The sequence below is a fragment of the Enterobacter mori genome (genome assembly GCF_025244905.1).
GTDB lineage: Bacteria > Pseudomonadota > Gammaproteobacteria > Enterobacterales > Enterobacteriaceae > Enterobacter > Enterobacter mori_A.
In genome coordinates this window covers 3940449-3955035 of sequence record NZ_CP104285.1, presented here as the reverse complement: position 1 = coordinate 3955035, position 14587 = coordinate 3940449, and the positions used below count along the sequence as shown (strand labels likewise).

Annotated in this window: 13 protein-coding genes; 11 read left to right on the top strand and 2 right to left on the bottom strand. The window is 58.0% G+C overall.

Translation table 11 applies throughout. The features are described 5' to 3' along the window. Positions 1-8: 8 nt before the first annotated feature. Genes nudF through parE form a run of 5 tightly spaced genes read left to right on the top strand, consistent with a single transcriptional unit; the run spans position 9 to position 4417 of the window. Positions 9-641 carry an ADP-ribose diphosphatase gene (gene nudF / locus N2K86_RS18635; protein WP_260659593.1) on the top strand — a complete coding sequence of 211 codons (633 nt, stop codon included), beginning with the start codon at positions 9-11 and terminating at the stop codon, positions 639-641. Continuing rightward, positions 638-1060 (top strand): DUF1249 family protein, encoded by a 423-nt coding sequence (locus N2K86_RS18630; protein ID WP_003862516.1) that lies wholly within the window; start codon positions 638-640, stop codon positions 1058-1060. Before nudF ends, N2K86_RS18630 begins: the two co-directional genes overlap by 4 nt. 27 nt (positions 1061-1087) lie before the next feature. Next, positions 1088-1915 carry a 3',5'-cyclic-AMP phosphodiesterase gene (gene cpdA / locus N2K86_RS18625; RefSeq protein ID WP_042714985.1) on the top strand — a complete coding sequence of 276 codons (828 nt, stop codon included), beginning with the start codon at positions 1088-1090 and terminating at the stop codon, positions 1913-1915. Continuing rightward, a complete protein-coding gene (gene yqiA / locus N2K86_RS18620; protein WP_042714984.1) occupies positions 1915-2496 on the top strand; it encodes an esterase YqiA in 582 nt (193 codons plus the stop codon). The genes cpdA and yqiA overlap by 1 nt, the downstream gene beginning before the upstream one ends. A gap of 28 nt (positions 2497-2524) precedes the next feature. Continuing rightward, the gene (parE, locus tag N2K86_RS18615; protein WP_029740698.1) at positions 2525-4417 is read left to right on the top strand and encodes a DNA topoisomerase IV subunit B; all 1893 of its coding nucleotides are present in this window, start codon (positions 2525-2527) and stop codon (positions 4415-4417) included. 126 nt (positions 4418-4543) lie between these two features. On the opposite strand, the gene N2K86_RS18610 is transcribed toward parE, so the two are convergent. Next, positions 4544-6673, bottom strand: coding sequence for a TonB-dependent siderophore receptor (locus N2K86_RS18610; protein WP_260659592.1), 2130 nt, complete (start codon positions 6671-6673; stop codon positions 4544-4546). Between the two features lie 383 nt (positions 6674-7056). Here N2K86_RS18610 and N2K86_RS18605 point away from each other — a divergent pair, with 383 nt between their 5' ends. The 5 genes from N2K86_RS18605 to N2K86_RS18585 are packed head-to-tail and all read left to right on the top strand — an operon-like array spanning position 7057 to position 11719. Next, positions 7057-7869: an ABC transporter ATP-binding protein gene (locus N2K86_RS18605; protein WP_260659591.1), complete on the top strand. Its 813-nt coding sequence runs from the start codon at positions 7057-7059 to the stop codon at positions 7867-7869. Then, a complete protein-coding gene (locus N2K86_RS18600; RefSeq protein ID WP_260659590.1) occupies positions 7866-8849 on the top strand; it encodes a FecCD family ABC transporter permease in 984 nt (327 codons plus the stop codon). The genes N2K86_RS18605 and N2K86_RS18600 overlap by 4 nt, the downstream gene beginning before the upstream one ends. After that, positions 8846-9886 (top strand): FecCD family ABC transporter permease, encoded by a 1041-nt coding sequence (locus N2K86_RS18595; RefSeq protein ID WP_260659589.1) that lies wholly within the window; start codon positions 8846-8848, stop codon positions 9884-9886. Before N2K86_RS18600 ends, N2K86_RS18595 begins: the two co-directional genes overlap by 4 nt. 10 nt (positions 9887-9896) lie before the next feature. Further along, entirely contained in the window at positions 9897-10847 is a 951-nt protein-coding gene (locus N2K86_RS18590; protein WP_260659588.1) for an iron-siderophore ABC transporter substrate-binding protein, read from the top strand. Continuing rightward, positions 10844-11719: a MurR/RpiR family transcriptional regulator gene (locus N2K86_RS18585; RefSeq protein ID WP_260659587.1), complete on the top strand. Its 876-nt coding sequence runs from the start codon at positions 10844-10846 to the stop codon at positions 11717-11719. The genes N2K86_RS18590 and N2K86_RS18585 overlap by 4 nt, the downstream gene beginning before the upstream one ends. A gap of 42 nt (positions 11720-11761) precedes the next feature. Here N2K86_RS18585 and N2K86_RS18580 read toward each other — a convergent pair whose 3' ends face one another. Beyond that, the gene (locus N2K86_RS18580) at positions 11762-12601 is read right to left on the bottom strand and encodes an AraC family transcriptional regulator (RefSeq protein WP_260659586.1); all 840 of its coding nucleotides are present in this window, start codon (positions 12599-12601) and stop codon (positions 11762-11764) included. Between the two features lie 166 nt (positions 12602-12767). On the opposite strand from N2K86_RS18580, the gene N2K86_RS18575 reads away from it, so the two are divergent. After that, positions 12768-14582 carry a DUF2264 domain-containing protein gene (locus N2K86_RS18575; RefSeq protein WP_260659585.1) on the top strand — a complete coding sequence of 605 codons (1815 nt, stop codon included), beginning with the start codon at positions 12768-12770 and terminating at the stop codon, positions 14580-14582. The last annotated feature ends 5 nt before the right edge of the window (positions 14583-14587 follow it).

Here is a 14587-nt window from a genome sequence, read left to right as displayed (position 1 = left end):
CTCGATTTATGCAAAAACCAAAGAAGTTGCCCGTAACCTTCGCCAAAAACGATGTAGAAATTATTGCACGAGAAACGCTTTATAGCGGTTTTTTTTCAATGGATCTTTACCGTTTCAGGCATCGCCTGTTCAACGGTGAGATGAGCGGTGAAATTAAACGCGAAATTTTTGAGCGCGGGCATGCTGCAGTCTTGCTACCCTTTGACCCAGTGCGCGATGAAGTGGTGCTGGTTGAGCAGATCCGCATCGCCGCTTATGACGTCAGCGAAAGCCCGTGGCTGCTGGAGATGGTGGCCGGGATGATTGAAGAGGGCGAATCGGTCGAGGACGTTGCCCGGCGCGAAGCGCTGGAAGAGGCGGGTCTGGTTGTCGGGAGAACAAAACCCGTGCTCAGCTATCTGGCAAGCCCGGGTGGCACAAGTGAACGCTTATCCATTATGGTGGGCGAAGTGGACGCCACAACCGCGGAAGGGATCCACGGTCTGGCAGATGAAAACGAAGATATTCGGGTTCATGTGGTGAGCCGGGAACAGGCTTACCAGTGGGTAGAAGAGGGGAAAATCGACAACGCAGCGTCTGTCATCGCCCTGCAATGGCTGCAGCTGCATTATCAGACATTACGAAACGAGTGGTTAAAATGAAGCGCTATACGCCTGACTTCCCAGAAATGATGCGCCTGTGCGAAACCAATTTCGCACAGCTGCGCCGCCTGCTGCCGCGAAACGACGCACCCGGCGAAACGGTAAGCTATCAGGTGAGCAACGCGCAGTATCGATTAACGATAACAGAATCAACGCGCTACACTACGCTGGTAGAGATTGAGCAAACGGCCCCCAGCATTAGCTACTGGAGCCTGCCGTCGATGACGGTGCGCCTCTATCACGACGCGATGGTCGCTGAAGTGTGTTCGAGCCAGCAGATCTTTCGCTTTAAAGCGCGGTATGATTACCCGAATAAAAAGTTGCATCAACGCGACGAAAAGCATCAAATTAACCAGTTTTTAGCCGACTGGCTAAGATATTGTTTAGCACATGGAGCAATGGCGATTCCGGTTTGTTAGCGTCATAAACCTACCTAAGGACACCATTTGGAAAGCCTGTTGAACCTGACTGTTGCTGGTGGGGCGCCAGTCAGGATATTACAAATCACCGATACCCACCTGTTTGCCGAAAAGCATGAAACTCTGCTGGGTGTGAATACCTGGGAGAGCTATCAGGCTGTACTCAACGCGATTCACGCCGAAAATCGCGCCTGCGATCTGATTGTCGCAACGGGCGATCTGGCGCAGGATCAGTCCTCCGCGGCCTACCAGCACTTTGCTGAAGGCATCGCGAGCTTCAGCGTGCCTTGCGTATGGCTGCCCGGAAACCATGATTTCCAGCCAGCCATGTACAGTTCGCTCCTGGAGTCGGGGATCTCCCCGGCGAAGTGTGTTTTTGCAGGGGACCACTGGCAAATTTTACTGCTCGACAGCCAGGTCTTTGGCGTCCCGCACGGTGAGTTAAGCGAGTTTCAGCTTGACTGGCTCGAAACCAAACTGGCTGCCGAACCGGCACGCAATACGCTGCTGTTGCTTCATCATCATCCGCTGCCGGCGGGCTGCAGCTGGCTCGATCAACACAGCCTGCGTAACTCAGCGGCGCTGGACAGCGTGCTGGTGAACTTCCCTCGCGTGAAGAACCTGCTGTGCGGGCACATTCATCAGGAACAGGATCTCGACTGGAATGGCCGCAGAATGCTCGCCACGCCGTCCACTTGCGTGCAGTTTAAGCCGCACTGCGCCAACTTCACCCTGGACACCATCGCACCAGGCTGGCGCTGGCTGGAACTGCATGCCGATGGCAACCTGACGACAGAAGTGTGCCGTTTGTCAGGCGCAAAATTCCGCCCCGATACCGCTTCAGAAGGCTATTGATGTCTACGCTTCTCTATCTTCACGGGTTCAACAGCTCGCCGCGCTCCGCGAAAGCGACGCAGTTTCGCCACTGGCTGAGCGAGCATCATCCGCACGTTGAAATGATCGTCCCGCAACTGCCGCCATACCCTGCGGAAGCGGCGGAGATGCTGGAATCGATTGTCCTCGAACACGGTGGCGAATCCTTTGGCGTGGTCGGTTCATCGCTGGGAGGATATTACGCCACCTGGCTGTCGCAATGCTTTATGCTGCCCGCAGTGGTAGTTAACCCGGCGGTACGGCCATTTGAGCTGCTGAGGGACTTTCTTGGCGAAAACGAGAACCCCTACACCGGCCAACAATATGTGCTAGAGTCACGCCATATTTACGATCTCAAAGTTATGCAGGTCGACCCGCTTGAAGCGCCGGATCTCATCTGGCTGCTGCAGCAGACGGGTGATGAAGTGCTGGATTACCGCCAGGCAGTGGCGTATTACGCATCCTGCCGCCAGACGATAGAAGAGGGCGGAAACCATGCTTTCACGGGCTTTGAGGATCATTTCACCCAGATTGTCGATTTTCTTGGACTGCACAGCCACTGACAATCAATGCGAATTGCTAGTTTAAATCATGACGCAAACCTATAACGCTGATGCCATTGAGGTACTCACCGGGCTTGAGCCGGTTCGCCGCCGCCCGGGGATGTACACCGATACGACGCGCCCAAACCACCTGGGCCAGGAAGTTATTGATAACAGTGTGGACGAAGCGCTGGCAGGCCATGCCAAACGCGTCGACGTTATCCTGCACGCCGATCAGTCGCTGGAAGTTATCGACGACGGGCGCGGTATGCCGGTGGATATCCACCCGGAAGAGGGCGTGCCTGCCGTTGAGCTGATCCTCTGCCGTCTGCATGCGGGCGGTAAGTTCTCCAACAAGAACTATCAGTTCTCAGGTGGTCTGCACGGCGTGGGCATTTCCGTGGTGAACGCCCTGTCCAAACGCGTGGAAGTGAACGTCCGTCGCGACGGTCAGGTCTATAACATCGCGTTCGAAAACGGCGATAAAGTGCAGGATCTGCAGGTTGTGGGTACGTGCGGCAAACGCAATACCGGTACCAGCGTGCACTTCTGGCCTGACGAAAGCTTCTTCGACAGCCCACGATTTTCTGTTTCTCGCCTGACGCACCTGCTGAAAGCCAAAGCGGTGCTGTGTCCGGGCGTGGAAATCACCTTTACAGACCACGTTAACAATACCGCACAAACCTGGTGCTACGCCGATGGTCTGAACGACTACCTGTGCGAAGCGGTAAACGGCCTGCCAACGCTGCCTGAAAAACCGTTTGTCGGTAACTTTAGCGGCGATACAGAAGCCGTGGACTGGGCGCTGCTGTGGCTGCCGGAAGGCGGCGAGCTGCTGACCGAAAGCTACGTTAACCTGATCCCGACCATGCTGGGCGGTACGCACGTCAACGGCCTGCGTCAGGGTCTGCTCGATGCGATGCGCGAGTTCTGTGAATACCGCAACATCCTGCCGCGCGGCGTGAAGCTGTCGGCGGAAGATATCTGGGATCGCTGCGCTTACGTGCTCTCCGTGAAGATGCAGGACCCGCAGTTTGCCGGTCAGACCAAAGAACGCCTGTCGTCACGTCAGTGTGCGGCGTTCGTTTCCGGCGTGGTGAAAGATGCGTTTACCCTGTGGCTGAACCAGAACGTTCAGGCAGCAGAAATGCTGGCTGAAATGGCCATTTCCAGCGCCCAGCGTCGTTTGCGTGCCGCCAAGAAAGTGGTGCGTAAAAAGCTGACCAGCGGCCCTGCGCTGCCGGGCAAGCTGGCGGACTGTACCGCGCAGGATCTCAACCGTACCGAGCTGTTCCTTGTGGAAGGGGACTCGGCGGGCGGATCGGCCAAGCAGGCGCGCGATCGTGAATATCAGGCGATCATGCCGCTCAAGGGTAAGATCCTGAACACCTGGGAAGTCTCTTCAGATGAAGTGCTGGCCTCGCAGGAGGTTCACGATATCTCGGTGGCGATCGGTATCGATCCGGACAGCGACGATCTGAGCCAGCTGCGCTACGGCAAGATCTGTATCCTCGCGGATGCGGACTCCGATGGTCTGCACATTGCCACGCTGCTCTGCGCGCTGTTCGTGAAGCACTTCAAAACGCTGGTGAAAAACGGTCACGTCCACGTGGCGCTGCCGCCGCTCTACCGTATCGACCTCGGCAAAGAGGTTTACTACGCGCTGACGGAAGAAGAAAAAGCGGGCGTGCTGGAACAGCTGAAGCGCAAGAAGGGCAAACCGAACGTGCAGCGCTTTAAAGGGCTGGGCGAGATGAACCCGATGCAGCTGCGCGAAACGACGCTGGATCCGAACACGCGCCGCCTGGTGCAGCTGACGATCAGCGACGAAGACGAACAGCAAACCAACGCCATGATGGATATGCTCCTTGCCAAGAAACGTTCGGAAGACCGCCGTAACTGGCTGCAGGAGAAAGGCGATATGGCGGATATCGAGGCCTGATGCTGAAAAAGCCCTGCGATGCAGGGCTTTTTTTTGCCCGGTGGCGCTGCGCTTACCGGGCCTACGATCGATCCCCTCGCCCCTTTGGGGAGAGGGTTAGGGTGAGGGGAACACCCCGCACTGACATCAAAACTCCATCTTCACCGTAAACTGCACTTCGCGCGGATCGCCAATCTGGTTACCCAGGTTGTTGGTCGCAATGGACGATGTGTAGTAGGTCTTATCAAACAGGTTTTTCACGTTTACCTGCAGCGTCACCGGATACTGTAGCTTCATCTTATACGCCGCAAACGCATCCGCCACGAAATAACCCGGCAGATAATAATCCGCGCCGTTGGTCGCCGAACGACGGCTCACGCCGTGCCCGCCGCCGCCCAGCGTCAGCGTATTCCCGCCTATGACGTTATGAATATCGTACGTAAGGAACAGGGAGCCGGTATGGCGCGGCACGTTCGGCAGCGGTTTGCCCGCATAGTCCGGGTCTTCCAGCACCTTCGCGTCGGTATAGCCGTAGCTGGCAATAATGTTGGTGTTCTCAGTCAGCGACCCCGCAAGATCCACTTCCACGCCCTGCGAGCGCACGCGGCCCGCGGTTTTGGCGATGGTTTCATCACCCACGCTTTCGGTGTACAGCACGTTGCGCTTGTGAATATCAAAAAGCGCAATATTGGCGGTAATACCGTCGAACAGGTCAAATTTAGCGCCGATTTCATACGCATTCGACGTTTCTGGCGGCAGGTCGCCAATGTAGCTCGCAATCGATGACTGCGGCATAAACGTCTGGGAATAGTTGGCAAACAGCGAGACTGCCGGAGTGAGCTTGTACACCAGCCCCAGTTTAGGCGTCCACTGGTCGTCGCGGCTGTCGGTATTCACGTTAAACGGACGGCCTTTCCCCGCGTACTGGGTGTAATACTGGTAGCGCAGTCCGGCGACGGCGATCCATTTATCGGTCAGGTACAGCGCGTCCTGCGCGTAGGCGGAGTAGCTCTCCTGCTTAATGGTCTGGTCGCTGTCGGACGCCGAGACGGTGGTGCACTTGTCGAGATTGCCATACGTCGGATTGTAGATATTGAAACCTTTGACGTTCTTACAGCGAATCATATCCGTGCGCAGCAGATCGTAATTCTCATACGACACGCCGGTCAGGATCTCGTTGTAGAAACCGGCGATATCCACGTTCCCCTGCAGATCCGCCCGTGTCGTATGCATCCGCTGGGTCGAGCCCTGGGTGGCATCCACGCGGCGGGTCAGGTTGCCGGTTGTCGAATCGTAGGCCATCACGCGCGCCTGATTATCGCTGTACTTATCCTGGCTGTAGCTGTAGTCGAATTTTGCGGTCCACTCGCTGTTAAGGCGATACTCCGCGTTGAGTTGAGCGAGATCGGAGTGCCCGTCGGTCACGTTAAACGGCTCATCGAAGCGGGTTTTGCGATCGACGTCGACGGCCTTTTTGGTGTTGAGATCGAAGATCGTTCCGCGATCGAACGGCGTTTTATAGTCGCGATGCGAATAGAGCACGGTCACGGTGGCGTCATCGCCAAACCAGGTGAGTGACGGGGCGATAAAGGTGCTGCGTTCGGTGCCGAAATTACGCCAGTAATCTTCGTCCTGATATTCCCCCGTCAGGCGATACGCCAGACGCGTGCCGTCAATCGGGCCGGTAACATCGATCTGTCCGGTGCCGCCGCCAAAGCTGGTCGAGGTGGCAGAAATCGAGCCGCCGAAGGTTTTCTCCGGGCGTTTGGTGACGACGTTAATCAGGCCGCCGGGGTCGAGAATCCCATACAGGGTCGACGCCGGGCCTTTCAGCACCTCCACGCGTTCGGTTGAGGCGTTAAAGCTGCGCGGCAGCACGGTGCGCAGGCCGTTGGTCATGATCGAGCCATCACGGTTCGCGCCAAAACCACGGCGCACGAAGGCATCCTGCGTGCCGCCCAGGGTGTTGGTCTGCACCACGTTGCTGACGTTATACAGCGCTTCGTCGAGCGTGGTCGCGTTTTGGTCTTCCAGCACTTTATCGCTGACGGTATTGACCACCTGCGGGATGTCCAGCATCGGCATGTTGGTCAGCGTGGCGGTGGAGGTGTTCAGGGGCTGATAGCCGCTGGTGGCGTCGAGGGTAGCATTCGGATCGGCGGTAACGGTCAGGGTCTCGCCATCGTTTGCCGCTGCGTGTACCAAAGGTGCCATAAACAACAGAGAAAAGAGCGCGCGCCCTTTTACCCCAGAGAATGAAGGTGTGAACTTAGCCATTACATCTGTTATCCCAGAATATCCGGCGAAACCATCTTCGCGGAAAAATGTGTGAATCATTGCCCTTACGGTCTGTTCGTTAGCCTGAATGGCATCGAACTTGTAATTGAGAATCATTCAATCATGCGGAAATGTAGTAGTAAATGGAAAAAGTAAAAAAAGGGCTACAGTGATTTTTATACCGTTAAAATCTCAGTGATTTGCTTTTAATTGATTGAATTAAAATGATATTTATTAATTTAATTTTGCGTGGTCTGTGGCGAGCACCCCTGGTTCTTTCAGGGGTTTTATTCACTTGACTACTACATTGCGCAGCGGCAAACTTCTCAAAAGAGAATGATTTTTATTTTTATTTATTGGTTTTTCATTACGTTGGCATTCACGTGGCGCATAACACGACAAAACCGGGACTGGTTCTGGAGAATCTTTCTGCGGGTTATCACAAAAAAATCATCGTTGATGATATCTCCCTCGCGATCCCGCAACAGAAGATGACCGTTCTGGTGGGAGCGAACGGCTGTGGCAAATCCACGCTGTTGAGCACCATCGCACGCCTGCTACAACCGCTTGGCGGCAGCGTCGTGCTGGATGGCAAAGCCATTCATGAACAGCCGACCAAAGCGGTCGCCCGTCAGCTTGGCATTTTGCCGCAGTCTCCGCTGTTGCCGGAGGGGTTAACCGTCTTTGAACTGGTTTCGCGCGGGCGCTTTCCCTGGCAGAACTTTATGCGTCAGTGGAGTGATGAAGATGAGCTGGCGGTGGAGGAGGCATTACGCCTGACCGGAACGGCAGGGTTTGCTCATCTGCCGGTTGAAAGCCTGTCCGGCGGTCAGCGTCAACGCTGCTGGATCGCCATGGCGCTGGCGCAGCAAACGCCGTATATCCTGCTGGATGAACCCACGACGTATCTCGACCTTCGTTACCAGGTTGAGATCCTGGAGTTGCTGCACACCCTGACGCGCCAGCACGGGCGCACAGTGGTAGTGGTGCTGCACGATCTCAACTTCGCCGTGAACTACGGCGATTCGCTGGTCTTTTTACGCCAGGGCAAAGTCGAGGGCGTATTACATGAAGGCGACACCTGCACGCCGTCGCTGATCAAAACGGTGTTTGACGTCGACGTACATATGTCCGTTAACCCGCTAACCGGAAAGCCGTTCTTTATGCCGTTTCGAAAGGTCGCTGAACAACCATGATGCGCGCTTCTCTGGCATTCCTTGTATTCACATTGCTGCTGGCGATGGGCGCGATTGCGCATCTGGGCATCGGGGCGCGCTTTATCGCTCCCCGGACGGTAGTGGATGCATTCTTCCATTTCGATCCGCGCAATTTCGACCATAACGTGATTATCAGGCTCAGACTGCTGCGTCTCTTCGCTGCAATGGTGACAGGCGCCGCGCTCGGCGTGGCGGGCGTGCTGCTGCAGTCGGTGATCCGCAACCCGCTCGGCGAACCGCATATCCTGGGGCTGAATGCCGGGGCGGCGCTGGCGGTGGTGATCGCCAGCGCGCTTGGGCTGTCGCTGCCGTTTGGTCGCCCGCTGATTGCTGCCGTCGGTGCCGCGGCGCTTTTTCTGCTGGTGCTGACGTTCTCCTCGTCCGGTCGCACCGGGCTTACGCCGATGAAAGTCACGCTGTGCGGCGTGGCGATGTCGGCATTTGCCTCATCGGTGACTGCTGCGATATTAATCCTTGATGAACAGACGCTGCTCGCCATGCGCACCTGGCTGGCGGGAGATTTAGCGGGGCTCAGCGCCGGGACGATAGGGAGTGCCGCAGGGGTTGCTGTCGTTGGCTTTACGCTGGCGCTGTGGCTCTCGCCCTCGCTCAACATGCTGGCGCTGGGTGACAGAATGGCGCAGGGGCTTGGCGTCTCATTGCTGAAGACGCGCCTGTTCGCACTGCTGGCGATTGCACTACTCTGCGGCGCGGCGGTCTCCATCGCCGGACCGATTGGTTTTATCGGCCTTGTGGTGCCACAGCTGATCCGCCGCCTGGTGACGGTGGACATTCGTGCAACGGTGCCGCTTTCGGCCCTGTGTGGGGCACTGGTTCTCCTGCTGGCGGATATCGCCGCCCGCACGCTGTTTACGCCGTATGAGCTGGCAACCGGCGTCATGACCGCGCTGGTCGGCGCGCCCGTCTTTATCTTCCTGGCGTCGAGGATGTTCAAATGAGCCGGGCGGGACTGCGTGCGCTACGCGTCGGCTCCCTTTCGGCGCTGGTTCGTCCAAAAGCGCTGGCATGTCTGGCATTGTTATCACTGGTAGCCGTGTTGCTGCTCAGTTTTGGTCTGACGCACGGCTCGCTGCCTATTCCTGCCTCTGCCATCGGGCGCGCGCTGTTTTATCCGCAGACGCTGGAAGCAGAGACGCATTACATCGTGATGGATATCCGTCTGCCGCGCCTGCTGATGGCGGTGCTGTGCGGCGCGATGCTCGGTATGGCGGGGGCGGCGATGCAGTCCATCACCCGCAATGGCCTTGCTGACCCCGGGCTTATCGGCGTGAAAGAGGGCTGTAGCGCGGCGGTGCTGTTGCTGATTTTTCAGTTCCCGGCGCTCGGCCTGTACTGGCGACCGCTGGTTGGCATGGCCGGTGGGCTGCTGACCGCGCTGCTGGTGGTGGCGCTGGCCCGCGATATTGCCCGTCCGCGATTCATCCTGACGGGTATCGGCGTGTCATGGGCGTTTGCCGCTGCAATGGGCGTTTTTATGACCACCGCGGACGTGCGCGACGTGCAGACCGCGATGCTGTGGCTGGCGGGAAGCCTGCATGCGGCAAACTGGACGCTGGTGGGGCTGGCCGCGCTCTGGGCTGCCCCCGCGTTTGCGCTGCTGCTCTTTACCGCGCGGGCTGCGGACGTGGCGTTGCTCGGCAATCAGGCCGCAGCGGGCCTTGGCGTACGCATAACCCGGCTGGCGCTGTTGCGGGTTCTCGCCCCGGTGGTGCTGACGGCGGCCTGCGTCTCCTGCGTGGGAAGTATGGGGTTCGTGGGGCTGATCGCCCCGCATATGGCGCGCCTGCTGCTGCGTGGTGGGCAAACAGCATTGCTGACGGGAAGCGCCGTGCTGGGCGCGCTGCTGGTGCTGGTGGCGGATAACGTCGGGCGTCTGGCATTTTTGCCGCTACAGCTGCCGGCGGGGATTGTGATTTCACTGATTGGCGGACCGTTTTTCCTGCTGCTGCTCTGGCAGCGTCGGGACCGATTTTAGAGGGAGTGTGATGCGCGTACTTTTGACAATGCTGTTGCTGGTAGGGTTTGTGGCGAGTGCGGCGGAACCGACGCAGACGTTTACAGATGACCTGAACCGCAACGTGGTGGTGCCGGTGCATCCGAAGCGGATCGTCTCGTTGCATGATTTGGATATCACCATCCCGCTGATTGAGCTTGGGGTGCCCCCGGTTGCCAGCCATGGCCGCACCCGACCGGACGGCAGCCATTTTCTGCGTTCCAGCGGCATGTTAACCGGCGTCGATTTTGATAATTCCGACATCAAATTTATTGGCACTGCGGATATCGACATTGAAGCCATCGCCGCCGCGAAGCCGGACCTGATCATCACCGAGCCGACCCGCAACACGCCGGTAGAACAGCTGGAAAAAATAGCCCCGACGGTGAGCATCGATCACCTCGACGGCGGTGCGCCCGAAATCTACCGCAAGCTGGCGCAGCTCACCGGTACGCAGGCGCGGCTGAAGATTCTGGAGCGTCGCTATCAGGAGCAAATCAAGGCTCTGAAAGCGACTGTCGATACCCGCACGTTAACCGTGTCGGTGATTCAGGCCAATCAGGGAAAAATCAACGCCATGCACAGCTACCACTCGCTTGGACGCGTGCTGCGCGATGCAGGATTCAAGTTCCCACCGCTGATTGAGAGCATCCCGGACGGTGGGCGTATCGACGTCAGCGCCGAGCGCCTGCCTGAGCTGGATGCCGATTTCGTTTTCGCCACCTGGCGCGGCGATACCGGCGGCAAGCCGCAGGACGAGCTGGCGGCGATGGACGCGGTGATGCCGGGCTGGTGTCAGTTCCTTAACGCCTGCCGCACCGGGCATTACGTGCTCATCTCCCGCGAGGAGGCCATCTCGAACTCGTTCGCCTCGTTAGGCCTGATGGCCGCACAGGTGCAGTCGCAAATTGCGGGGCGTCCGCTACCGGAGGCGTCACGGTGATCCGCAAAGTCGATGTCTACGGTGACCGCTTCCGTTCCCGGGCGAACCAGCTCACGCCGCGGCTGCTGCTGGTGGCGCGCTATATCAATGAGAACCGGGAAACGGTCATGGAGCAGACGGCGATGGAGATCGCGACGCTGCTTAATACCTCGGATGCTACCGTCGTTCGCGCTATCCAGGCGCTCGGTTTTGCCGGATTGCGCGATCTGAAGCAGACGCTTGAGCAGTGGTTCGGCCCCGTGGTGACCTCCAGCGAGAAAATGTCTACCACGGTGAATACGCTGACCAGCGATGTGAATACGAGCATTGATTTCGTGCTGGAAGGGCATCGGCACACCTGCGAGGTGCTGTCTGAACCACACAACCGCTATGCGATGGCGCAGGCCGTGTCGCTGCTGGCACAGGCAAGGCAGGTCGCTATTTTTGGCATTGGCGCATCCGGTATTCTGGCCGATTACACCGCCAGGTTGTTCAGCCGCATGGGACTTCCCGCGATCCCGCTCAACCGCACCGGGATAGGGCTTGCCGAACAGCTTATAGCGCTTCAGCGCGGCGACGTGCTGATCATGATGGCGCAGAAATCCGCGCACCGGGAAGGACAGACCACGCTGCGCGAGGCGAAACGTCTCGGCATTCCGACCCTTTTGCTGACGAATGCCACGGACTCGCGCTTCAGCAAAGAGGCCAGCGTGGTGATCCACGTCCCGCGCGGCGGTGAGAAGGGCAAAATCCCGCTGCACGGCACGGTGCTGCTGTGTCTGGAGATGATTATTTTATCCGTCGCCTCTACCGAGCCGCAGCGCACCATTAAGTCGATAAAGCGCATCAACGAGTTACATCGTGGATTAAAGCCGGGGAAGAAAAGTGGTTAATTTTCCCCCTCTCCCTTGAGGGAGAGGGCTGGGGTGAGGGTGTCAGACCGCACGATGGTTCTTCCTGTACTGCAGCGGCGTCTCGCCAATCCCTTTTTTAAATGCGCTGATGAACCACGTCACGTCGGAGAACCCCGTCTGCGCCGCGATGTCGCGAACGCTGTAATCGGTATGCAGCAAACTCTCGCAGGCCTTACGCAGCCTTAACGTATTCAGATAGTCGTGGATCTTCTCGCCCGTCTCCGCATGGAATTTTCGCGACACATAGCTGCGCGATTTCCCCAGCTCTTCGGCCAGCGCGTCGAGGCGGAATTTCTCCCGATAATGCTCATCCAGCCAGAACATCACCTGGCTGGCGATCCCCTGGCTGCTGCCCGGCGTGCCGTCGCGATCGTCGGGCAGCATGGCAAACAGGCCGATCAGCAGCCCGGCAATGGCCTCGCTGTTCATGGGCGATTGATAACAGCCCAACAGATGAGCGACATGGTGCTGGCAATGCGCAAGGTCAGCGACCCACGCCTCACCGCCGCGGCGTGAAAGCCGCTCCAGTCGCTGCCGGGTTTGCGGGAAATCACGCAGGTTTTTCAGCACGGCGTGATGATCGAGATGAATGATGGTGCGCCGGTAAATGGCCTCCGCCTGCGCGTCCACCATCACCTTGTGCAGGGTAAAGGGTGGGAAGAAAAACAGCCGCCCGGGGCGCATGGTGTAATGCCGGTTGTCGACAATCGCGACGCCAAACCCTTCTTCCACATAAAGAATTTCCAGACACTGATGCCAGTGGTGGTAACGCACGGTATTGGCGAACAGGCGGCTGAACGACACCACGGTGTCGTTCAAGGTAATCAGCTCCAGATGATCGGACGTTGGCGTGTCGCGCATAGTGCAATAGAACTCAACTTTTCCCCGTCAGATGCTATTTATAAACCACGTTTTTAAATTTTCTTAACTGTAGGTTTATTCATCGTTCTCACCTGTGACGTGGCTAACATTTCTGCCCCTTGCGGATTCACTATGCTTTGCCGCAGTTGATTGCGAGGGCAAACCTATGTGGGTGGCAAACAAAGAAAAATCAAATCCGTTGTCTTCACGCCGGGACGTGGTGGCGTATCTAAACGCGATGCTGGGCGCGCTGGATAAACAGTTTCCGCCGGGCAGTTCACGTTTTTCGCTGGGCGAGACCTGCGCGCACTACGCGACGGATATCGCGCAGATGGAAGGGCTTTCCCGCGCGCTGTGGGGGCTGTTTCCGCTGATGGCTGGCGGCGAGGGCGAGCCGTGGAGTGAGAAATACCTGGACGCCATCAAACTGGGCACCGATCCGCAAGGCGCGGATTACTGGGGGGAAACCGACCCCTACGATCAGCGTCTGGTGGAGATGGCGGCCTACGGTCTGGGGCTGTCCCTGCTGGGCGACAAACTCCTCGAGCGCTTCACCGAGCGCGACGTGATGAACCTCCACGCCTGGCTTAGCCAGATTACCGACGCGCAGATGCCGGACAGCAACTGGAACTACTTCGCCATCATGGTCCAGCTTGGATTCAAGCGCGCCGGGCTGCCGTATGACCAGCGCGCCATCGACCACCGCTTTGCGTTGATGGACGCCTACTATCTGGGCGACGGCTGGTACTCCGACGGACCGGGCCGCCCGAAAGATTACTATATTTCAATGGCCTTCCACTTCTACGGCCTGATCTACGCCACCCTAAGCGGCGACGAGGCGAGGGCGGACGTGCTGCGCGAGCGCTCGCGTTTGTTCGCGGAAGACTTTATCTACTGGTCCGCAGCCGATGGTGCCTCGGTGCCGTTTGGCCGCAGCCTGACCTACCGTTTTGCGATGGTCGCGTTCTGGAGCGCGGTGGCTTTTTCCGGGCTGGAGGTATTCACGCCGGGCATCGTGAAGGGCATTATTTTGCGCCATCTGCGCTGGTGGCAGCAGCAGCCGATTACCGATCGCGACGGCATTTTGACCCTCGGTTTTGCGTATCCGAACCTCGCGATGTGCGAGGACTATAACTCGCCCGGTTCGCCGTACTGGGCGCTGAAAACCTACCTCATTCTGGCGCTGCCGGAGGCGCACCCGTTCTGGCTGGCCGATGAGGAGCCGTTACCCGCGCTGGCTGAAAAGCATGTGATTCCGCATGCCCAGCAGATCCTTATCCATGCGGAAAAGTCGCAGCACGTCACCCTGCTCACCGCCGGTCAACTCGAGCTGAACAACTACGTCAATACCGACGCCAAATACACTAAATTTGCCTACTCCAGCCGCTTTGGTTTCACCATTGAGCGCGGGCGCTTTGGCCTTAAGCATGCGGCCTGTGATTCCATGCTGCTGCTGGCGGACGGAGACGACTACTACCGCGGCCGTCGCGAATGCGAAGCGGTGCGGGTGGATGAAAATTACCTCTACTCGCGCTGGTCGCCGTGGCACGACGTGCATATCGACACCTGGCAAATCCCCTTTGGCGAGTGGCATCTGCGTCTGCACCGCATCAACAGTGCACGTACGCTGCAAACGGCGGAGGGCGGTTTTGCGGTGATGAAAACCGAACACCAGATCCGCGAGCGAGGCTGTTATCTCAAGGCTGAGAACGGCAGCAGCGCGATTGTCGATCTCTCACCCGTTATCGCGCGCGTGCCGGACAGCCTCGTCACGCCGCCGAACAGCAGCATTATGTTCCCGGAGTGCGCCGCCATTCCGCTGTTAAAAACCGATATCCCTCAGGGAGAAAGCTGGCTCTGCTGCGCCGTCTTTGCCAGCGAAAAGCAAAATATTGCGGCCAGGCCGCTCCTGAATATTACGCAAAACCAGGTCGAGATCCGCGAACCTGGAGGCGAACGTCAACTGTCGTTCACATTATAAAAATT